This is a genomic window from Marinobacter koreensis (assembly GCF_023156285.1).
Classification (GTDB): Bacteria; Pseudomonadota; Gammaproteobacteria; order Pseudomonadales; family Oleiphilaceae; genus Marinobacter; species Marinobacter koreensis.
Map to the genome: position 1 here is coordinate 418,778 of NZ_JAKZAJ010000002.1, position 21,634 is coordinate 440,411.

Annotated in this window: 19 protein-coding genes; 16 read left to right on the plus strand and 3 right to left on the minus strand. The window is 59.7% G+C overall.

Annotated elements, in window-relative coordinates:
* Window positions 1-12: 12 nt before the first annotated feature.
* Genes MLD04_RS06990 through arsJ form a run of 3 tightly spaced genes read left to right on the plus strand, consistent with a single transcriptional unit; the run spans window position 13 to window position 3,041 of the window.
* On the plus strand, window positions 13-780 hold the full coding sequence (locus tag MLD04_RS06990; RefSeq protein ID WP_248156145.1) for a metalloregulator ArsR/SmtB family transcription factor: 768 nt from the start codon (window positions 13-15) through the stop codon (window positions 778-780).
* A gap of 58 nt (window positions 781-838) precedes the next feature.
* Window positions 839-1,843 carry an ArsJ-associated glyceraldehyde-3-phosphate dehydrogenase gene (locus MLD04_RS06995; protein WP_248156147.1) on the plus strand — a complete coding sequence of 335 codons (1,005 nt, stop codon included), beginning with the start codon at window positions 839-841 and terminating at the stop codon, window positions 1,841-1,843.
* A 1-nt stretch (window position 1,844) separates the two neighbouring features.
* Window positions 1,845-3,041, plus strand: coding sequence for an organoarsenical effux MFS transporter ArsJ (arsJ, locus tag MLD04_RS07000; RefSeq protein ID WP_248156149.1), 1,197 nt, complete (start codon window positions 1,845-1,847; stop codon window positions 3,039-3,041).
* Here arsJ and MLD04_RS07005 read toward each other — a convergent pair.
* Window positions 3,025-4,110: a patatin-like phospholipase family protein gene (locus MLD04_RS07005; RefSeq protein WP_248156151.1), complete on the minus strand. Its 1,086-nt coding sequence runs from the start codon at window positions 4,108-4,110 to the stop codon at window positions 3,025-3,027. The two genes, arsJ and MLD04_RS07005, sit on opposite strands and share 17 nt — an antisense overlap.
* Before the next feature lie 182 nt (window positions 4,111-4,292).
* On the opposite strand from MLD04_RS07005, the gene MLD04_RS07010 reads away from it, so the two are divergent.
* Entirely contained in the window at window positions 4,293-5,360 is a 1,068-nt protein-coding gene (locus MLD04_RS07010) for a GGDEF domain-containing protein (RefSeq protein ID WP_248156153.1), read from the plus strand.
* On the opposite strand, the gene MLD04_RS07015 is transcribed toward MLD04_RS07010, so the two are convergent.
* Window positions 5,357-6,283, minus strand: a complete 927-nt coding sequence (locus tag MLD04_RS07015; protein ID WP_248156155.1) for an alpha/beta fold hydrolase — start codon at window positions 6,281-6,283, stop codon at window positions 5,357-5,359. The genes MLD04_RS07010 and MLD04_RS07015 overlap by 4 nt on opposite strands.
* Window positions 6,284-6,478: 195 nt before the next feature.
* Between MLD04_RS07015 and folE the strand changes: the two genes are divergently transcribed.
* From folE to MLD04_RS07065, 10 genes are all read left to right on the plus strand, one after another.
* Entirely contained in the window at window positions 6,479-7,048 is a 570-nt protein-coding gene (folE, locus tag MLD04_RS07020) for a GTP cyclohydrolase I FolE (protein ID WP_248156157.1), read from the plus strand.
* Window positions 7,049-7,073: 25 nt separating this feature from the next.
* Window positions 7,074-7,448: a dihydroneopterin triphosphate 2'-epimerase gene (folX, locus tag MLD04_RS07025; RefSeq protein WP_248156165.1), complete on the plus strand. Its 375-nt coding sequence runs from the start codon at window positions 7,074-7,076 to the stop codon at window positions 7,446-7,448.
* Window positions 7,449-7,473: 25 nt separating this feature from the next.
* Window positions 7,474-7,902, plus strand: coding sequence for a CoA-binding protein (locus tag MLD04_RS07030; protein ID WP_248156167.1), 429 nt, complete (start codon window positions 7,474-7,476; stop codon window positions 7,900-7,902).
* A 117-nt stretch (window positions 7,903-8,019) separates the two neighbouring features.
* Window positions 8,020-9,315, plus strand: coding sequence for an HD-GYP domain-containing protein (locus MLD04_RS07035; protein ID WP_282451786.1), 1,296 nt, complete (start codon window positions 8,020-8,022; stop codon window positions 9,313-9,315).
* Window positions 9,316-9,373: 58 nt separating this feature from the next.
* The gene (locus tag MLD04_RS07040) at window positions 9,374-11,641 is read left to right on the plus strand and encodes a putative bifunctional diguanylate cyclase/phosphodiesterase (protein ID WP_248156172.1); all 2,268 of its coding nucleotides are present in this window, start codon (window positions 9,374-9,376) and stop codon (window positions 11,639-11,641) included.
* A 51-nt stretch (window positions 11,642-11,692) separates the two neighbouring features.
* Window positions 11,693-12,007, plus strand: a complete 315-nt coding sequence (locus MLD04_RS07045; protein WP_248156174.1) for a hypothetical protein — start codon at window positions 11,693-11,695, stop codon at window positions 12,005-12,007.
* Window positions 12,008-12,140: 133 nt separating this feature from the next.
* Window positions 12,141-12,602: a MerR family transcriptional regulator gene (locus MLD04_RS07050; RefSeq protein ID WP_248156190.1), complete on the plus strand. Its 462-nt coding sequence runs from the start codon at window positions 12,141-12,143 to the stop codon at window positions 12,600-12,602.
* Window positions 12,586-15,393 (plus strand): heavy metal translocating P-type ATPase, encoded by a 2,808-nt coding sequence (locus MLD04_RS07055; RefSeq protein WP_248156192.1) that lies wholly within the window; start codon window positions 12,586-12,588, stop codon window positions 15,391-15,393. The genes MLD04_RS07050 and MLD04_RS07055 overlap by 17 nt, the downstream gene beginning before the upstream one ends.
* 122 nt (window positions 15,394-15,515) lie before the next feature.
* Window positions 15,516-15,965: a DUF411 domain-containing protein gene (locus MLD04_RS07060; protein WP_248156194.1), complete on the plus strand. Its 450-nt coding sequence runs from the start codon at window positions 15,516-15,518 to the stop codon at window positions 15,963-15,965.
* A gap of 120 nt (window positions 15,966-16,085) precedes the next feature.
* Complete coding sequence (locus MLD04_RS07065) at window positions 16,086-17,813, plus strand: sensor domain-containing diguanylate cyclase (RefSeq protein ID WP_248156197.1); 1,728 nt, start codon at window positions 16,086-16,088, stop codon at window positions 17,811-17,813.
* Window positions 17,814-17,840: 27 nt separating this feature from the next.
* Here the strand turns inward: MLD04_RS07065 and MLD04_RS07070 are convergent, their stop codons facing one another.
* Window positions 17,841-18,749: a hypothetical protein gene (locus MLD04_RS07070; protein WP_248156205.1), complete on the minus strand. Its 909-nt coding sequence runs from the start codon at window positions 18,747-18,749 to the stop codon at window positions 17,841-17,843.
* Between the two features lie 125 nt (window positions 18,750-18,874).
* Here MLD04_RS07070 and MLD04_RS07075 point away from each other — a divergent pair, with 125 nt between their 5' ends.
* On the plus strand, window positions 18,875-19,549 hold the full coding sequence (locus MLD04_RS07075) for a Fe2+-dependent dioxygenase (protein WP_248156214.1): 675 nt from the start codon (window positions 18,875-18,877) through the stop codon (window positions 19,547-19,549).
* A gap of 93 nt (window positions 19,550-19,642) precedes the next feature.
* Complete coding sequence (locus MLD04_RS07080; RefSeq protein WP_248156216.1) at window positions 19,643-21,628, plus strand: ribonuclease R family protein; 1,986 nt, start codon at window positions 19,643-19,645, stop codon at window positions 21,626-21,628.
* Window positions 21,629-21,634 lie beyond the last annotated feature (6 nt).

A 21,634-nucleotide genomic window follows, 5' to 3' on the forward strand; every position in this document is an offset into this window, starting at 1 on the left:
GAGTCACCGATCATGCGTCGTCGCGTCCTGTTTGTCTGCACCGCCAACAGCGCCCGGTCCCTCATGGCAGAAGCCCTGCTCAGGGACATAGCCGGCAACAGTTTCGATGTGGCCAGTGCCGGCACCCGTCCCGGATCGCCACATCCGCTCGCCGTTCAGGTTCTGGCAGAGGCCGGCATCCCTACTGAGGCACTGGCCAGCAAACCGGTGTCGCAGGTCACGTCAGAGCATTGGGATTACGTCATCACGTTGTGCGATCAGGCCGCCAGAGACTGTGACCGCTCTTTTCCCGGCGCCCAGAAAATTGCCTGGGACTGCGCCGATCCGGTTCCCGACAACCAGTACGAGGGATTTTTACAGACGTTCCGGGAACTCCGGGAGCGGATTGGCCTGTTTGTTCTTGTCCATCAGAAACAGGCCACCACCCGAACCCAGCCATACGACCCCGTCTCTGTCTTCAAGGCGCTGGGCGATGACCGCCGCCTCACTATGGCGCTCTTGATCCGGGATCACAGGGAGTTATGCGTCTGCGAGCTGACCGCCGCGCTGGGGGAATCCCAACCCAAGATCAGCCGACACCTGGCGACCCTGCGAGAAGTCGGATTGCTGTCAAGCGAACGCCGGGGGCAATGGATTCACTACAGATTGCATCCCGATCTGCCACACTGGGTATTACGCATACTGAACGAGGCGGCAGAAGCCAGTCGCGACCGTATCGGACCTGAATTGCATCGATTGGCGAAAATGGAGGATCGCCCGGTCAGGGAGCCTTGCGCATAACGACCCGGAAAGTTTCGGGTCTGACGATTGAATCATCACGGAGAGGAAGGAGCGCCCCATGAACAAGATCAAGGTTGGAATCAACGGCTTCGGCCGCGTCGGCCGTCTGGCCCTTCGGGCGGCCTGGGACTGGCCCGAGATGGAATTTGTCGCCATTAACGACCCCGGCGCGGATGCTGCCACACTGGCTCACCTGCTGAACTTTGACAGCGTCCACGGGCGCTGGGCCCAGACCGCGGACTTCGATGACACCGGTATCCGGATCGGAAACCGGCACATCCGAGTTACCCACAACAGAAGCATCGGGGAAACCGACTGGTCCGACTGCGATCTGGTCATCGAAGCCAGTGGCGCCATGCGCAAGGTGAATCTGCTCCAGGGCTATCTGGATCAGGGCGTGAAGCGGGTACTGGTCACAGCACCGGTGAAGGAAGCCGGGGTAAAAAACATCGTACTGGGCGTCAACGAGCACATTTTTGATCCTGCCACTGACCGGATCGTGACCGCCGCCTCCTGTACCACCAACTGCCTGGCTCCGGTGGTCAAGGTGATTCACCAACACCTGGGTATCCGGCACGGTTCGCTCACCACGATTCACAGCCTCACCAACACCCAGACCATCCTCGATGCACCCCACAAGGACCTTCGGCGAGCCCGGGCCTGTGGCAGCTCACTGATTCCCACCAGCACCGGATCGGCCACCGCCATTATCGAGATTTTCCCCGAGCTGAAGGACCGGCTGGATGGCCTTGCGGTGCGGGTACCGCTGACCAATGCCTCACTCACCGACTGTGTGTTCGAGGTCGAAAAGGCCACCGACGCCCAGACGGTGAATCGGTTGCTGCAGGAGGCTGCCGAGGGTGAGCTCAAGGGCATTCTTGGCTATGAAGAACGCCCCCTGGTATCGATCGACTACCGGACCGATCCCCGATCCTCCATCGTCGATGCCCTCTCCACGCGCGTCATCAACGGCACCCAGGTCAAGATCTACGCCTGGTATGACAACGAATGGGGTTACGCCAACCGCGCCGTCGAGCTGGCTCGCAAGGTAGGCTCTGCCTGATATGACACCCGCTGTCCGCCAGTACCTGGTCATTACAGGAAATTACTGGGCCTTCACGCTGACCGACGGCGCCCTGAGAATGCTGGTCGTGCTGCATTTCGACCAGCTCGGGTACTCGCCGCTGGAAATCGCCATGCTGTTCCTGTTCTATGAGCTTTTCGGCGTGGTGACCAACCTGGTGGGCGGCTATCTGGGCGCGCGACTGGGCCTCAACCGAACCATGAACCTGGGGCTGCTTCTGCAGGTTATTGCGCTGGCCATGCTGGCTGTGCCGGCCACCCTGTTAACGGTTCCCTGGGTGATGGGGGCGCAGGCGCTCTCCGGTATCGCCAAGGATCTCAACAAGATGTCGGCCAAAAGTGGCATCAAATTGCTGGTACCGGGCGAACAGCAGGGCACGCTGTATCGATGGGTCGCCATGCTCACCGGCTCCAAGAATACGCTCAAAGGCGTCGGATTTTTCCTGGGGGGCGTATTGCTGATGGCGATCGGCTTCCAGGGTGCCGTGGTTGCCATGGCCTCTGTACTGGTCGCGGTCTGGCTGGCCAGCCTGTTTCTGCTTCGTAATGCCTTGGGCAAGAGCAAGGCCAAACCCAAATTTTCTGACATTCTGTCGAAAAGCCGGGCGATCAATGTGCTGTCCGCCGCCCGGCTTTTCCTGTTCGGGGCGCGGGATGTCTGGTTTGTGGTCGCCCTTCCGGTCTACCTTCATACCGTATTCGGCTGGGATTTCTGGCAGGTGGGTGGCTTTATGGCCACCTGGGTGGTTGGTTACGGCATTGTCCAGACCCTTGCGCCGCGCTTTACCGGCCACCAGGACGACAGCCAGCCTGCGGTTTTCTGGGGGGTGCTGTTGGCCCTGGTTCCGGCCGGCATTGCCGGGGGGCTTTCGCTCGGATGGTCACCGCACATCATGGTCGTCGGTGGACTGCTGGTGTTTGGCATCCTCTTCGCCATCAATTCCGCACTGCACAGCTACCTGATCGTCAGCTATGCCCGCGGCGATGGCGTTTCCCTGGATGTTGGCTTCTATTACATGTCCAACGCCGCAGGGCGACTTCTGGGCACGGTGCTCTCCGGCTGGATTTTTCAGAAATTCGGCCTGGAAGCCTGCCTCTGGATCTCGGCCGGACTGGTGGCTCTCGCAGCGCTGTTCGCCACGGCCCTGCCCACAACCCGGGTCAGGACAACGGCCTGATCACATCCATCAGTCGACCGGCCTCAACCAACTCCAGAAACTCGTCTCCCAATCGATCGCTTTCGGCAACAGCCCGGCGCCACGCCCGCTCCCGACCGGCGTCATCACCAGCGTATTTCTCGAAATCCTTCCGGTCCGGCAGTTTTCGATCCGGCAGGGACTCCAGATACTCGGCTGACGGCGCCACCAGAACAACATCCTGCAGGCGGTTTGCATCGCCCCTGCGCCAGGGTAGGGATTTGTCGAACCAGCCAGGTACCACCTTATCGGTGAAGTGGGGATACAGGATGATTCCCGGCTGGTCATAGGGCAGATCCAGGTGGTAATCGAGCAGGCCGCCATCCCGGTAGACCCCCTCCGGTGCACCCGGAATGTTTCGCACACCAGACATCACCAGAGGAATGGAAGCAGAGGCCAGCAGGGCCGGAAGCAGATTTTCGCGGGTCAGGGCCACCTCGTGACTGGGAAAATCCACCAGCTTGGATACCGGCGTTTTGAGCCGGACGTCATGCACAATGCCCCGCTCCATGAAACGCCCCAGATGGCGCCGGCTCACCATATTGGCGGCGATGACGTTCATCAATCCCAGGCCCAGGCGCCCGCGGGCATCATGACGGAGCAGGCCGAGACTTCGCACGACCACGATATTCAGCCGATACCACGGGTGATGCAGGATCTGCTCTTCATGCCCGCCAAGCAGGGTTTCCAGGAACTGGACGCTCTTACGCGTGACTTCAGCGGCACTGACCCCTTTCGCAAACCTCTGGGCGGTATACAGCTCCGCCAGCCGGGCCAACTGGGCGCGGGGATCGTTCGACGATGCGACGGCCGCAAAGCGCCAGCTGCCAATGGACGATCCAATGAGCGCCCGCTCCTGCGGAACACGGGGAAGCCAGTCGCCAAACACCGCCTGATCGAGGCCGCTGATGCCCAATGCCTTCGGCCCACCGGCCGCTCCGGGGATGACATGGACGTCCTCCGGTGACAGCGGTTTTTCCTTCAGTCTCTGCATCGCACGGTGTCCGGCACGGATCGTGAGCGCCGGGGCACGGGTCTGGATAGCGGTCATCTTGAGCTCCCTTTCGATCAGACGGGAGTCTATCGGAGGTCGGTTGGACCCGCCAACTGAAGAAAACTAATGACGCCCATAAACGCACCTTTCTGGTTCATTCATCAAAAGCTCATGCTAGACTTTGAATTCAGTTTCACGGAATGCGGACTGATCATTACCAACAGCAGCAGGAGTACGCTGTGAACTACTTGCCCTCTGCCAGCTCCCTGGCTCCGACGCCTACTCTGGCAGTCCTCGGTTTCAAGAAGCAGTTGGTGTATCACCTGCACTTCTGGGCGTTTGTGGCTGTCGCGCCCCTGGTGGTGGTGCAATGGCGGCAAGATCACTTCCTGTTGTCCTGGCTGCTGGTGTTTTTCTGCCTGAATGCCCTTCTGGTCATCGCCTTTCTCCGGTTCCGTAACACCTACTTCCTCAAGGGCCGCCTCTTTCCCCTGCTGGCCGTGGTCTGTGCCACCTATTCCACCAGTATCAACGGGCATGCCGGCCTTTACTGGGCCTATCCGGCGGCGACCGCCCTGTTTTTCCTGTTGCCCCTGCGCGAAGCCATCGTCAGCAACGCAATTTTCGTGGTGGTGATGGCCGTGGTCTCCTTTTTCAAGTTTCCCGAAGCGGACTTCTGGCGCATCACTTTCTCACTGGGCCTGACCTGCGTCTTTGCCATGGTGTTTGCCTGGCTGGTGGGGCGACTGCAACTGGAACTGACCCGGCTCGCGACCACCGACCCACTGACCGGGTGCCTGAACCGCTCCCAACTGGCCGATATTCTGAACAACCAGATCCAGATGCGAGAGCGGTATGAGCGGGTGTCCAGCCTGGTACTCATAGATCTGGACTTCTTCAAGACCATCAACGATCAGTGGGGGCATCTCGCGGGTGATCAGGTGTTGAAGGAAATGACACTGCGCCTGCGAAAACGGTTGCGGGAGAGCGATCAGCTGTTCCGGATCGGCGGTGAGGAATTCATGATTGTGTTGCCTGAAACCCGCCAGAAAGACGCGGACACACTGGCACACCAGCTGCTCACCGGCATCAGCGCCCGTCCCTTCCTCGACAATATCAACATTACCGCCAGCGCCAGCGTGGCCGAGGTCAGTCAGGGCGAAACCTGGTCGATCTGGCTCAACCGGGCCGACCAGGCCCTCTACGAGGCCAAATCCCGGGGACGAAACCAGGTCGTCAATGCGCCCAGAAATACGCCGGACCGGCCCCCGGAAACCGACGGTGAAGTGCCGGATACGATCAGTTAGTCGCCGGCGGCACGAAGGGACTTCCGGAATGTCCGGTAGGCGGAAAACACCTCCCACGGACTCTCAAAATGCGGGTAATGCCCAACGTTGCGCAGCGTAACCACATCGGGGCTTTCAATCAGCTCCCGATAACGGGCGGCCATCGCACCACCGGATACCGGATCTGCCGCCCCCGAAATCAACCTCATGGGCTGGCGGGCATTCTGCAACGCGCCCACCCAGCGATTTCGATGACACCGTCGTTCCTCCATGAACTGGATGAGGTGGTGCAGGATACCCCGACCGTTGTTGTAGACCAGCAGGTGCCAGAAATCGTCCAGGTCCTGGCGATCCGGCGGATTCTGGCTGCCGAACAGCCGCCTGAAATTGTTCTCGAACACCCGACGCGTCAAGCCGCGGCTGATCAGCCCGCCAAACCGGCTACGCAGGACTTTCTGGATGAACAGCGGATTGTGAACCTCCGGAAAAAGAGCACCATTCAGAAAACACACGCTACTGATCCTGAACGGTAGTGCCCCTTCCTGATCCCTCGCCAGCAATTCCTGAACCACACTGCAACCATAGTCATGGCCCATCAGGTGAACCGTCTCCAATCCCAGGCCATCAATCCAGCCCTGAACCAGATCCGCCTGATCCTCAATGCTGTAAGTATATTTGGAGGGTTTGTCAGAAAAGCCGAAGCCCAGCATGTCCAGCGCAAAGACCGAATACTCCTGGGTCAGCATCGGCCAGATGCGGTTCCAGTCCCAGCTGGCAGTGGGAAAGCCGTGCAACAGCACCAGGGGATCACCACGGCCCGCCATCCGACTGAAGATCGCATGCCCGCCGTAACTGAACCATTTGCTGTTTTCCTGCCATGCCTCGAGACTGCCCGCCCTGCCTCCACTGGCTGGCTTTGCCCTGTCGGTCATAACCTGTTCCATGCCTTTGTCCCGGCCTCCCTCTGGATCCCTGAAACTCTATAGTAAAGCCTCTGCGCTCGCCAGAATGCCGAAACGATTGCAATAATTCCGGTTGTCGGTGGTCTTTTCCGGAAGCGCCGGCGTAAATCGTAGAGATGCCAGCCAAATTCCCTTAAGCTTTGGCCCCTGAAAAGAGACAGCCAACCGGATACGAATATGACCAAACTCCTTGACGATCTTGCCGGCCACTACCGGGCCATTATTGATGGACTCGGTGAAGATCCCGATCGGGAAGGTCTGCAGGATACCCCCCTGCGTGCGGCCAAAGCCATGCAGTTTCTCACCCACGGATACCAGCAGGACCTGAACGACCTGGTGAATGGCGCGGTGTTCGAGTCCGCCATGGACGAAATGGTGGTGGTACAGGACATCGAGCTCTATAGCATGTGCGAACACCACATGCTGCCCTTTATTGGCAAATGCCACATCGCGTATCTGCCTCAGGGTCGGGTTCTGGGACTGTCCAAGTTTGCCCGGATTGTGGATATGTATGCCCGCCGCCTGCAGATTCAGGAGAATCTGACGCGCCAGATCGCCGAAGCGATAGAAAGCGTCACCAACGCCAAAGGGGTTGCGGTCGTCATCGAAGCCCAGCATATGTGCATGATGATGCGCGGTGTCGAGAAGCAGAATTCGCGGATGAAAACATCCATGATGCTCGGCCAGTTCCGCAAATCCCAGGCCACCCGCACCGAGTTCCTCAACCTGATCAGCGGCCATCGCTGATTGCCAAGGGTCAACCGGAGGTGAGATGTCAGACGTAATTGGTCACCAGAACGCCAGGGTCCGCATCAAGGACCTCCTCCTTCGTGCCTACATCGGCATCAAGGAGGAGGAGATCAACAATCAGCAGGACGTACTGATAAACGTTGAGCTCACCTACGATGCCAGCGGTGCGATCCATCGGAACGAAATCGAAGCCGCTCTGAACTATCGCACCATCACCAAGCAGATCATCCACCACGTGGACGGCAACCGGTTCGCGCTCCTGGAGCGGCTGACCCACGAAGTGTTGAGCATCGTCATGGAGCACGAAGCGGTCCAATGGGCCCAGGTGGAAATCGACAAACCCCATGCGTTACGCTACGCGGAGTCCGTTTCCGTGTGCCTTGAGGCACATAGATAACACCCTGTCCTGAGGATTCACGCGCATGCCCGTCAAAGACCCGGATCAGATTCGTACCCTCCTTGAAAAGGTTCGCACCATTGCCCTGGTCGGAGCCAGCGAAAAGCCCAACCGGCCATCGCACGAGGTTATGGAATTCCTGCAATCGAAGGGCTACCGGATCATTCCGGTGAATCCCAGACTGGCCGGCAAAACCCTGCTGGGAGAAACGGTGGTTGCTGACCTCGCCTCGCTCCCGGAACCGGTAGACATGGTGGAACTGTTTCTCGCGCCGGAACGCACGGATCCGGTGATCGATGCAGCGATCGAACAGAAGATCCCGGTGATCTGGATGCAGATTGGTGTGATCAACGAAGCCGGAGCCGCCCGAGCCGAAGAGGCTGGCCTGACCGTCGTGATGAACCGCTGTCCGAAGCAGGAAATCCCTCGCCTGGGCGTACAAACGGCCGCTTGACGCCCCGAAGACCGGGACAGGCATCACGAACCTCGCCATGTCCCGGCCCCTCACCCTGTTCCAGTTGCGGCACCCATGCCATAATCGGTCGACATAATCACAAGACTGGTCAGAGCCATGGGGTTCCGTCGTAAATCCAGCAGACCGGCCACTCCGGTGCCCGGTACAGTGTCTTCCGAAAGCAGGCAGCCATCCCTGCATCGTGTCCGTCTACCCGTGGATCTGCTGAAACCGGGTATGAGGGTCGTCAAACTCGATCGTCCGTGGACCGAGGTGCCCGTATTATTCCAGGGGTTCACCCTGACGGATGATACCCAGGCCCGGATCCTGCGCCAGCATTGCGAGTGGGTACTCGTGGAAGACGAAGAGGCGGCCCTTCACGCCGTCCTGGATGAAGTGGCAGACCGGAAGGCACGCACTACCCGCCCCCTCAGCGAAACCCGGCCTCTGACCGAGGAGTTACCTCACGCCCGGCAAGCCTGGAGCAGGACCCAGAGCTTCGTCGAAAAGGTGACCCGCGACATCGAAGCAGGTAATGACCTCAACCTGGACGATGCCCGTCCGGTTCTGCAACAGTGCGTCGCCAGTATCAAGGCCAATCCGGGCGCCATGTTCTGGGTCAGCCGGATCAAGCACCGGGATGCCTATACCGCCGAGCATTGCCTGAGGGTTGCGATCTTCTCCATCGCCTTCGCCCGCTTTCTGGGGATGCCCGACGACGACCTGGAAACCATTGGTGTCTGCGGCCTGCTGCACGATCTCGGCAAGCTCAGGGTACCGGACCAGATTCTCAATAAACCCGGCGCCCTCAGCCCGGACGAGTTCCGGATCATGCGCGAGCACACCAGCCATGGTTACGAGTTGCTGAAGGCGGACCGAAGCCTCGATCCGATCGTCGCCGATGTTACCCTGCATCACCATGAACGCATGGATGGCAGGGGGTACCCGCAACAGCTGGCCGAATGGCAAATCAGCCGGTTTGCCCGCCTGATCTCCATTGTCGACGCCTTCGATGCGATCACCAGTGACCGCTGTTACCGCGACGGTTTACCGACCGCCGAAGCTATCCGTATCCTGTACCGGAACCGGGGGCAACAGTTTGACGCCGGGATGGTTGAGGCCTTTATCCGCATGATTGGTATTTACCCCTCCGGAAGCCTGGTGGAACTGAATACCGGAGAAGTCGCGCTGGTGGTAGCCACCCATCCAGGACGGAAGCTGTCTCCACGGGTCGAAATTCTCCTGGATGCCCAAAAGCAACCGGTCACGCCACGGATCATCGACCTGTCGGAGCCGTGCCCGGATGGCGGGGCCCAACGGGAAATCGCCAGCGGGCTCCCGGATGGCGCATACGGCATGTCTTTGGAGGACAGGATTCGCCAATTGACCAAAGACAATGCCTATAATGTGTAAACTTCAATCCTGTTCTGCCGTTAACCTGGCAGTTGTTCGACACACTGCGGGGTAGTCAGTGGATAAACCGGTCACATCCAGCAAGACCCTTGCCAGGGCCCTTCTCAGCCCGGCTTTTCCCGCACTCATCGCTGTCGTATTTCTTGCGCTGGCTGCCGCCCTGCGTCTCGGGCTGGAAGATCAGGACAACAGCCAGATTCAGGCCAACCTGGCCAACGAAAGCCAGGCCATGGCCACGCTTCTGGAACGGGAATTCCAGATTCATGCCGATGCCATCGACCGGATGGCGTCACGGATGACCATTGATCCCGACCTCAGCGAATACCGCTGGCGGGCAGATGCGCGTAATTACCTCCAGGATTTCGGCGTCTACCAGGCTGTGGAGTGGATCGATCAAAACTTCGTCATTCGCTGGCTTGAGCCGCTTGCCGGCAACGAAAACGTGATCGGCTACAACGTTGCCTTTTCCGAGCAGCGGCGCAAGGCGCTGGAAGAAGCGCGCGCCACCGGCGCTTACGACATCTCGGACGTAATCAACCTGCGCCAGGGCGGCAAAGGCATGGTGATCTACGCGCCAGTCGGGCTTGGAGCAGGCAACCGGGGCTTTGTTGCCGGAGTCTTCCGAATGCAGACCCTGGCCGAACAGCTGCTGGACAAGCGGGTACTGAATAACTTCCTGATCGAAATCCGTAACGGCAGTCGCCTCAGTTACACCCTGAATCAGTCCGCCGACATCGATCCCGGATTTTCTGCCTCGTCATTGGTCAATCTTCCATCGCTGGACTGGACGTTAACCCTCAAACCTACGCGCGCATGGGTCGAGCAGCAACAGAGTCCCTGGCCGTGGCTGACCTTCACCACCATGCTCTTTATGGGCCTGTTAACCAGCATCACGACCATCCTGGTACAGCTCATCCTCAAGCGAAACCAGGCCTTGCTGAAGACCCGGCGTGAGCTGGAACAGGAAATCGACCAGCGCAAGACCATGCAACAGGACCTGGCCCGTCTGGAATCGACCGATACCCTGACCGGCCTCGCCAACCGTCGCTTTTTCATGGAGGATCTGGCCCATACCCTGAACATCGCCGATCGTCAGATGCGTCAGGTGGCGTTGATCATGATCGATCTGGACCGGTTCCAGATGCTGAACGATTCCCTGGGCCATCAGTTTGGTGACGAACTGCTGATCAAGGTCTCCGAACGCCTCAACCAGCTCAGTGACGAACGTGTTCTGGTGGCTTATTCCGGCGGCGATGAATTCATGGTCTGCCAGCAACAGCTTGATGACATCGACGATGTCATCAAGCTGCTCGGACAGATCAAACAGTGCTTCCACGATCCATTCGTGGTTCAGGACGAAGCCCACACCATTACGGCGACCATGGGTGTCGCGGTCTACCCGCAGAGTGGCCTGGATGCGGACACCCTGCTGCGAAACGCCGACATCGCCCTTTACCGCGCCAAGGATCAGGGCCGCAACACCTACCAGTTCTATACCGAGGGCATGCAGGATCGGGAAGTCATGCGCCTGGAGCTGGACAAGGATCTCAGCAAGGCCCTGGCCAACGAAGAATTTGTCCTGTATTACCAGCCCCAGCTGAACCTGGAGACCGGCGATATCACAAGCGTCGAGGCACTGATTCGCTGGCAACATCCGCGACGGGGCCTGTTGTCGCCGGTCGAATTCATTCCACTGGCCGAAGAGAGCGGCCGGATCTCGGATATCGGACGCTGGGTTGTCATGGCGGCCTGCCGGCAACTGGCCCGGTGGAAAAAGACCCCGTGCGAGAACCTTCGCATCGCGGTGAATCTGTCGGGGCGGGAGCTGGATGACGAATACCTGGTGGATCACATCCGCGACGCCCTGGCGAAGGAGAATCTGTCGCCGGACCAGCTGGAAGTTGAACTGACCGAGGAAATCTTCATCGAGAACCTCGAGCACAATCGCAACCAGCTCAACCGCCTTCGGGAGCTTGGCGTTCAGCTGGCTATCGACGACTTTGGCGTCGGCTATTCCTCGCTTGCCTATCTGCGGGATTTCCCGGTGGACCTCCTGAAAATCGATCGCTCGTTCATTACCGAGGTCACCGAGCGTCACGACGACGCGGTGATTACCCGGGCCGTGATCAATCTGGCCCACAACCTGGGTATTCAGGTTATTGCCGAGGGTGTCGAGACTGACGGCCAGCTCAATTTCCTGCGCAACCATCGGTGTAACCTTGCCCAGGGCTATCTGATCAGTCGCCCCATACCCGCAGCAGACCTGGAACAGGCCCTGGAAGAAGGCATTCTTGTGACGGGCCTGCCCGAAGGCACCGGATTGTAATCGCGACACTCAACCCCCACCATAAGCTCACACCCTGACGGCGATTCAGCTATGGCATCCAACTATCTTACTCCCGAACAGGACCGGCAGATCCGACGCTGGGAACGCTGGAACCGCAACTACTTCCTCGTGGCGTTCGTGGCACTGGTGATCGTTCTTGTGTTCAGCAGTCAACTCGGGCTGTCCAGCGGCGAGAGCTGGGGATCTCTGGGTGTGCTTCTGGCGGCCATTGTCGCACCTATCATCGTATTGCAACTGCGTCTGCGCTGCCCTGCCTGCGGCCACCGAATCGGCTGGCAAGCCAAGCTGATGGCGCCCGACCAGTGCCAGGCCTGTGGCACCTTCCTGCGAGCCAGATCCCGGTAACCCCCTTTTCTCCGAAAAAACCTTTGACCTGTGAGTAGCTCACAGGTTTTATGCTTGGTTCATGGTCCGGAATCCGTCGGAGTCCGGTCAGGCAACGTTGGCCGCGAGCCAACCGATGACAAAGTGACCGAGCATGAAAGTCAAAGAGATAGCGGATGCGGCCGGGGTCAAACCCGATACCGTCCGTTTCTACACCCGGGAGGGCCTGCTGAATCCGGCCCGGAACCCGGAGAACAATTACCAGCAATATGGTGCGGATGACCTGCGTCGGCTGAGGTTCGCCCGAAAGGCGCGTCAGCTCGGCTTCTCGCTGCCCGAAATCCGGGACATTCTTGGGGAAGCGGACGAACACCACTCTCCCTGCCCCATGGTCCGGGAAGTGTTCGAGCGACGCCTGGCTGACGTGGAACGGGAAATACGCGAGCTGGAACAGCTGCGGCAACGGATGCAAAACGCCCTGTCCGCCTGGAAGCAGATGCCGGACGGCACACCGGACGGCCACACCATCTGTCGTCTTATCGAACACTGGGATGACGGCGCGGACCAACCATCCAACACATTCAAGGGGGACTGCTGTCATGACGGAGACCATTGAACTCAGACCGGCCCTGTCAATTTCGGGCGCCTCCTGCCAGGGCTGTGCCAAGAAAATACGGACGGCCCTGGAATCCATCGCAGGAGATACAGAGCGGGTCCAGGTCAACCTGGACGAACAGACTGTCGCTTTGCCGGAGGGGGTAGACCTTGAGGAAGCCGCCCGGATTGTGACCGAGACCGGGTACCCCGCGGAACCGCTGCTCAGGGACGCACTGTCCATCAACGGTGCTTCCTGTCAGGGGTGTGCCAGGAAAATTCGCAATGCGTTGGAACCGTTGACCGGAAACACGGACCTGGTGAGCGTCAATCTCGACTCCCAAACCGTTGCTTTGCCTTCAGGTATCGACCTTGAAGATGCGGCTCGACGGGTCACCGAAGCCGGTTATCCGGCGGAGCCGCTGGCCGGAAAGTCGGACCAGACGCCGTCCTGCTGCAAAACGTCGGCGAATGATGACCAGTCGCCCCGTCCGTCCGAACCTGAGCGTTCCGAGCCGACATCCTCTGAAGAGCCGACGGACTCAACCTCCAAGGCGTCAAGCGGTGATCAGATCAGTCTCTCGGTAACCGGCGCCACCTGCGCGTCCTGCGTCAACACCATCGAAAAAGCGATGATGTCGGTGCCCGGCGTCACCCATGCCCATATGAACCTGGCTGATAACACCGCTACCGCGACCGGCCAGGCCGATCCGAATGCCCTGACCGCTGCCATAGAAAGTGCGGGCTACGGCGCCAGTGTGATTGAAAACCCGGACGAAGCGGACGAACGCAAACAGATCGAGGACCGCAAACAGTACCGCTCATTGCTGATCAAGATGGCGGTCAGCCTGTCACTCGGCGTGGCCTTGATGATCTGGGGCCTGGTCGGAGATGCCATGACCGTGACCGCCGACAACCAGGGAACCTGGCTCGGCCTGGGCATGCTGACACTGGTGGTTATGGCACTCACCGGCGGCCATTTCTATACCGGCGCCTGGAAGGCCTTCCGGCACCACAACGCCAACATGGATACGCTGATTGCGCTGGGCACCGGCACGGCCTGGCTATATTCCATTGTGGTGGCCGCAGCACCTGCGCTGCTTCCTGAAATGGCCCGTCACCTTTACTTCGAAGCATCCGTGATGATCATCGGTCTGATCAATCTGGGTCAGGCGCTGGAGTTGCGCGCCAAGGGCAAGACCTCCGAAGCCGTCCGCCGGCTGCTGGACCTTCGCGCGAAAACGGCCCGGGTGATCCGGGACGGCGAGGAAACCGATATTCCGGTGGAGCAGGTTCAGAAGGGCGATCGGGTCCGTGTCCGCCCCGGCGAAAAGGTGCCGGTGGACGGAACCATCGTTGAAGGACAGAGCCGCATCGATGAGAGCATGCTCACTGGTGAGCCCATGCCGGTCAGCAAACAGGTGGGTGATGATGTGTCCGCCGGGACCATGAATACCCATGGCTCCATTGTCTACGAGGCAACCAGGGTCGGCAGCGAAACCGCCCTTGCCCAGATCATCCAGCTGGTGAAGAAGGCGCAGGGCTCCAAACCGGCCATTGGCCGGTTGGCGGATCGTATCTCCTCGGTCTTCGTGCCCACGGTCATGATTATCGCCGTGATCTCCGCGCTGCTCTGGTACAACCTCGGGCCGGAACCTCTGATTGTGCATATGATCGTCGCGGCAACCACCGTGCTGATCATCGCCTGCCCTTGCGCCCTGGGTCTGGCAACGCCCATGTCGGTTATGGTGGGTGTCGGCAAGGCCGCAGAGTACGGCGCCCTGATTCGCCAGGGAGATGCCCTGCAAACTGCTGGCAAGCTGGACCTGGTGATCCTCGATAAAACCGGAACCATCACCGAGGGGCATCCTGCGGTGACCCGTGTGCACTCCGTCAATGGCGACGAGGATCGGCTTCTGGGATTGGCGGCTGCGCTGGAACAGCACTCTGAACATCCCCTGGCGGAAGCTATCACGGCGAAAGCCAGCGAAAACGGGATTACCCTGGAGAAGGTGACCGACTTCGAGGCCATCAACGGCAAAGGGGTACAGGGCACCTTTGACGGTCATCGCCTCCGGTTGGGCAATCGCCGCTGGCTTGAAGAAGAAGGCGTTTCGGTAGCATCCTGCGACGAAGCCATCCACAGCATCACACAGGAAGCCGGAACCCCACTGCTGTTGGCACTGGGCGACAAGGCGCTGGGCGTTATCGGCGTGGCCGATGCCATCAAGTCCGATTCCCGCGAGGCCATCGAACGCCTGCACGCCGCCGGCATCCGGGTCATGATGGTGACCGGCGACGTGGATGCAACGGCGAAAGCGATCGCGGCCGAAGCCGGCATTGACGACTACCGTGCCGGAGTCCTGCCCGAGGACAAGGCCGAGGTCGTCAGCGAAATGCGCGGAAAAGGCTATACCGTCGCCATGGTCGGCGACGGCATCAACGACGCGCCCGCCCTGGCCGCCGCCGACGTTGGCTTTGCCATCGGTACCGGCACAGACGTCGCCATCGAGAGCGCTTCCATCACCCTGATGCGCGGGTCACTCCACGGGGTGCCCGATGCCATTGAGATTTCCAGGGCAACTGTCCGGAACATCCACCAGAACCTGTTCGGCGCCTTTGCCTACAATACGCTCGGCATACCGGTGGCAGCCGGCCTGCTCTATCCGATCTGGGGCATCCTGCTGAACCCGATTCTGGCCGGGGCGGCCATGTCGTTGTCATCGGTTACCGTCGTGACCAACGCCAACCGCCTCCGACTGTTCCGCACCAGTCGGAAAAAGACACCTAACCAGACAGAGGAACGGAACTGATGGAAACATTGCTGGTCAACGCCGGAGGTTTGCTGCTGGTCGCTGCCATTGTCTGGTGGTTCTGGCTCTCCGGCTCAGGTTCAGACACAACCGACGAACATCAACATCACTGAGAGATCATCATGAAAAAGCACGCACTGGCGCTTGGCTTTCTGGCCGCCTCGGGATTGAGTTCCCCCCTGTTGGCGGACGATACCAATCCCGGGATCCACGTCTATAAGTCGCCAACCTGTGGCTGTTGTGAGGGCTGGGTCGACCATCTGAAGGCTAATGGCTTCAACGTTGAGGTCACCGACACCAACAGCCTGAACCGGATCAAGGCCGAAGCCGGGCTCACACCCGCACTGGCCAGTTGTCACACCGCGTTCATTGGCGATTACGTGATCGAGGGACATGTTCCGGCCCGGGACATCCGCCGCTTGATCGCCGAATCGCCCCAGGCACGTGGCCTGAGCGCTCCGGGGATGCCCGTCGGTTCTCCGGGCATGGAAATGGGCAACCGGAAAGACCATTACAAGATCATGCTGTTCAATAGCGCGGGTCAGTCCCGGGTGTTCTCCGAATACAATTGATCATTACCCCGGCCAAAGGAACCTCGCCGGGGGCAGATTTTCTGTCTATTTTTTCTACACTGTCGCCAGACAGTGTTTTATCATGGATCAAATACGACCGAATCAAGGCAAGGAAGAAGCTTGAGTCTCAAAACCCGCATCCTTGGTCTTGCCGCGACGCTACTTGTTCTCGCAGCAACTGCGTCGTGGCTGGCCTATCAGCAGCTATCCGAAGACATCATCCAGCGCTGGGGCCAGCAGGTGGCCGAGATTCAGGTGCGGTACGACAGTGCCCGCCTGTTGCAGTCGCTGGAACGGGAAATCGGCCTTGCCCGGCAGATGGCCGACTCGTCCGCCCTGGTCAAATGGGCGGAACAGCCGGACAACCCGGCACTGGAAAAGGATGCACTCCGTCAGGCGGAAAGCTTTCGCACCAATTTCCGGGACAACAGTTATTTCCTGGCACTGCGAAAGAACAATCATTACTACTACAACAACGCCGCAAATGAATACGCCGGCAAACAGTTCCGCTACGTACTGGATCCGGACAAACCCGATGATGCCTGGTTCTTCCAGCTGATCTCCCAAGGCCGGGATTTCCACCTGAACGTGAATCCGGATACCGAACTCGGCGTTACCAAGCTTTGGATCGACGTCCTGATGCGCAACGAACAGGGCGACATTGTGGGCATGGTGGGCACCGGGCTCAATCTCGACGACTTTCTCAAGGACATTGTCGACATCAATCAGGACGGCATCACCACGTTGTTTGTTGACCACAACGGCGCCATCCAGCTCTATCGCGACCGCAATTACATCGATTTCGCCACGATCGTGAAACCCGAGGGGCAGAAAAACACCGTCGATTTGTTGTTTGACGAACCGGAAGACAAACAACAGATACTGGGCATGCTGGCGATGCTCAAGAAACGATCGGATCAGGCCGGACAGGTCGAGAGTGGCTTCGTGACGGTGGATGGCCGGGAACATCTGGCCGGCGTCGCTTATCTTCCGGCGATTGGCTGGTTCGAGATCACCCTTCTGGACCTCAATACCCTGGTGCCTCGCAGCTATCTGCTGCCTCTTGTCGCGGTATTCCTGGTTGCCCTGCTGGTGACGCTGTTGCTGTTCCACTACATCATCCAGTCGAGAATCCTCAAACCGATCATGGGCCTGGAAAGTGCGGTGAAACGGGTACGGGAAGGCAATTTTTCCCTGCCCCGCCTCGACAAGCCCGATAACGAAATCGGTCGTTTGACCGACCACTTCGAACAGATGGCCCTCTCGATGCGGGATTCGACCCGGGAACTGGAAAACAAGGTGGCCCAGAGAACCGATGAACTCAGTCGCCTGGCCCGGATCGATCCCCTGACCGGGCTGAAGAACCGCCGGGGCCTGGATGAACTGCTGGACGAGGAAATCCAGCGATCACGGCGCCAGGACAACCGGTTCGGGCTTGTCTGGCTGGATATCGATCATTTCAAGGCAATTAATGATCAGCTCGGGCACCAGGCCGGAGACGAAATCCTGTGTCGCGTGGCGCTCTGGCTCAAAGCCGGTGTCCGCCCCTACGACGCGCCGGGCCGCTGGGGAGGCGACGAATTCGTGGTGATCCTGTCCCCGTGCGATACGCATACCCTCTCGCAGATCGCCAACCGTATCCGGCATTCTGTGGAAGAAGAAAGCCGGAAAACAGGCACACCGGTCACCGTGAGCGTAGGGGGTTATCTGTGCGAGCCCGGAGACACCAGTGACGGCATCCTGAGGGAGGCCGACCGGGCGCTTTACAAAGCCAAGGAGCAGGGCCGCAATCGCGTCTGCATCGTGTCCAGGAACGACGAGACACCCGTGCCGGAAACCGAACTCTGAGGTTCGGCCCCCGGCACAGAACGATCGTTACTGATAGAGGTAGGGCGACAGCGCCAGTTCCAGGCGGGCCTGGGCGGCATAGGCGTTAGGGACAGCCACGACCGGCGTTTCCGGCGCAGCGAACGCAGGCCAGACCTGCTTGAGTTCATCGAATGCCGTCATCGCATGACGCCAGGCTTCCTTGTTGCTCGCCTGGAGCCGTGCTTTATGACGGGTGAGGTATTCCTCCGCCGCCAGAACAAAACCTCGACCGTCCTGATATTCGTGGATGGCCACAAAGGCGCCGTCATCGATCGCCCCGTCGTATTCAAGAACCGCCTGTTTGGTAAGAGACAGCACCACCCGTGCAACCGTCGCCGGTGCCTGGGCATCATCTCCGGAGGCCGCTGCCATTGCCCTTTCCGTGGCCCGCCAGGCTTTTTCAAAGTCGGCCTCGACGTCAGACCACTGGTTGGTCCGACCGGCGGTCTCGGACAGCGCCTTGAGTGACTTGGCAAGGTCTGACTGGCCACGCGCCCGCAGCCCGTCTTCCAGCGCGGGATAGATTTCTACCCAGGGGTGGGTCAGGTGGGGCCGGCCATCGGCCACATCACCGGACCGAATCAGGTCACGGGCGGCCATCATATGGCCCTGCATCATCTCGATCATGGCGATGTAGACACCATCGGAACGGACGGCGGACGCCTGCTGGGAGCCGGATTCTCCGCCTTCACCACCTTCGCCACCGCCGTTATCAGCGGGGAAGTAGAGGAAGGCCTCGCCCATCTCGCCACCTTCTCCACCGTGATGCTCTCCTCCTTCACCACCGTCGTGGAGGGATGACTTCATCATCTCGTCATGGCCGGATTCGCCGCCTTCACCGGCCATGGCGCCGGAGCTGGACAGAATCGTCGCGACGCCAATGCCCATCCATAATTTGATTTTCTGGTCTTTCATTTCCTGTTCTCCTGATCTGTCGCGTGAGGCAGCCACGGGACAGCCTTGATGCATATTGTAGGTTGAGGCATGATGCTCAAATAATTATGCGATTGCAAATAATTCCTATTCCGGTCGGAGATTCCATGATTCTGTGCATTGGCAACCTGCTAGACGACCCCAGCCTGTCCCGTATTCGTCAGGTGCTGGATCGCAGTGACTTCGAAGATGGTCGCACCACAGCCGGCTGGCATGCAAAGCTGGTCAAGAACAACGAGCAGATTGCCCCGGGCCAGGAACCGCTCAGCGAACTCCGCTCCGAAGTCGGCAAGGCCCTCGGCCGTCATCCGGTTTTCCAGATGGCGGTCCGTCCACTGAAAATGACGCCAATCCTGTTCAGCCGCTATCGCGACGGTATGACCTATGGCAATCACGTGGACGATCCGGTGATGGGCCAGGGCGAGCACCGGATTCGCACCGACGTGTCATTCACCCTGTTTCTGGATGACCCGGACAGCTATGACGGCGGTGAACTGGTGACGGACACCACTGCCGGTGAGCAATCCTACAAGCTTCCAGCCGGCTCGGCCGTCGTCTACCCCTCTTCGACCCTGCATCGCGTTGAGCCGGTCACACGGGGCCAGCGGCGGGTCGCGGTCGGCTGGGTACAGAGCACCGTCCGCGATCCCGCCCATCGTGAAGTCCTGTTTGATCTGGACACGGCGCGACGCCAGATCTTCGAGCGGGAGGGAAAAACCGCAGAGTTCGACCTGCTGACCAAATCACTGGCCAACCTGCAGCGATTCTGGGTAGAGATCTGATCTTTCAGGGTTACAACCTGGTATCTGACGGCTGCCGCCATAACCGTTATACTCCGCCCCAACATCCAAATTTTGCAGCCAGGTTCCTCATCCATGCTCAATGCCGACGCTCTCAGCCAGTTGCGCCAGCTCAAATCGGACATCAAGGACAACAAGGTCGTCTTCCCCGGAACAGTGAAGGCCACCAACGGCCGCTTCGGCTTTGTCGCCCTCGACGAGGGCCGGGACGTCTTTCTTCCCCCTGAAGAAATGCAGAAGGTATTGCCTGGTGACCGGGTGAACGTGACCGAACACGAGATCGAGAAGGGCAAGACCCAGGGTGAGGTGGAGGAAGTACTCGAAACTCACCTGACTACGTTTGTCGGCCGCTATCTGGTCCGGGGCAAGGGCCATTTTGTCGCCCCGGACACACCCGGGATCAATCGGTGGATCTTCATTCCGCCCAAGGAACGCAAAGGCGCCCAGCCGGATGACTACATCTACTGCCAGATCCACCGCCATCCGTTCAAGGACGGCAAGGGGCAGGCGCGGGTCCTGCGGATCATCGGCAAGGCCGGTGAACCGGGCATCGAACGTTCCTTCACCCTGGCCAGTTTCGACCTGGCCGACACCTGGCCGGAGCCGGTCCTGCAACAGGCGAACAAGCTCAGCGAGGAAAGCCTTGCCAGCGAGTTCGATGGGCGGGACGATCGCACTGACCAGCCCTACGTGACCATCGACAGCCCGGGCACCCAGGACATGGACGACGCCCTGATGGCGACGCCCAATGCCACAGGCTGGACCCTGTCCATTGCCATCGCCGACCCGACCGCAGTCATCCAGCCTGGCTCACCGGCCGAAGAGGAAGCCTTTAACCGGGCGACTGCCATTTACTTCCCCGGCGAGCCGCTGCCAATGCTGCCGGACGCCATCAGCACACGCCTGTGCTCGCTGATGCCGGACGTCAAGCGCCTGGCGCTGGTGTGTGACCTTCAGGTCAACAACGACGGCAGCCTCGGTGACTACCAGTTTCATCGGGCTGTGATCCAGTCCCGTGGCAAGCTCAGTTACGATCTGGTCGCCCACCTGATCGAAGGCCGGGAAGACGACGAGATCAAGGCCCTGCCGGACACCGTTGCCAACAGCCTGGATCAGCTTCACCAGGCCGCCACGGCACTGCGCAAGTGGCGCGACGAACATGCCCTGCTAAGCGCAGACCGTCCGGAATTCCGGCTGCGCCTCGATGAAAACAAGCGGATTCGCGTCATCGAGCCATCGGTGCAGAACGAGGCCCATCGTCTCGTGGAAGAATGCATGGTAGCGGCCAACCGGTGTGCCGCTGATTTCCTCCAGCAGCGCGGAGAAGGCCTGTTCATTCAGCATTCCGGCCTGCGGGACGATCGGGCCGAGAACATTCGCAAACTCCTGGAGGATCATGCTCCCCATCTGGCGGATGTGGACGCGGGCTCTGCCCAGGGCTTCAAGACCCTGATGAAGCAGAGCGGCGAGCTGGAAGCGGAGGTACCGGTCAAGTCGATTCTCTCCCGTCAGCTTGCCCGCGCAGAACTGGGATTCGAAGCGGCTCCCCACCAGGGTATGGGCCTGCCCGCCTACACCACCTTCACATCTCCGCTGCGGAAGTTTTCGGACTTCTACGTGCATCGCCTGATCAAGGCTGCACTCTGGGAAACGCCGATCAAACCCCTGAATCCCCAACAACTCGAAGCACTGCAGGCGAGCCAGATCCGGGCCCGTCAGGCTGCCAATGCGCTGGAGGCCTGGCTCAAGAGTGATTACGCCAAATCGCTCACCGAGGAGGCCATGGCCGGAACCATCAGCCGGACCATGCCATCGGGCTTCTTTGTGCGCCTCGATAGCAACGGCCTGGAAGGCTTCGTCAACTGCAAGGATCTTGACGGCAAGTACAGCTTCGACCCGGTCACTCTTCGCCTGATCCACAACAAGAACGGCCGGATCTTCCAGCTGGACCAAAGAGTTGAGGTGTGTTTTTCCGGTGTCGATGACGAACGTCGCCAGATCAACTTCAAGCTGATGAACGCCGAGTCAATTCCGGCAACCGGCGACAACGGAAACGATTGAAAAACC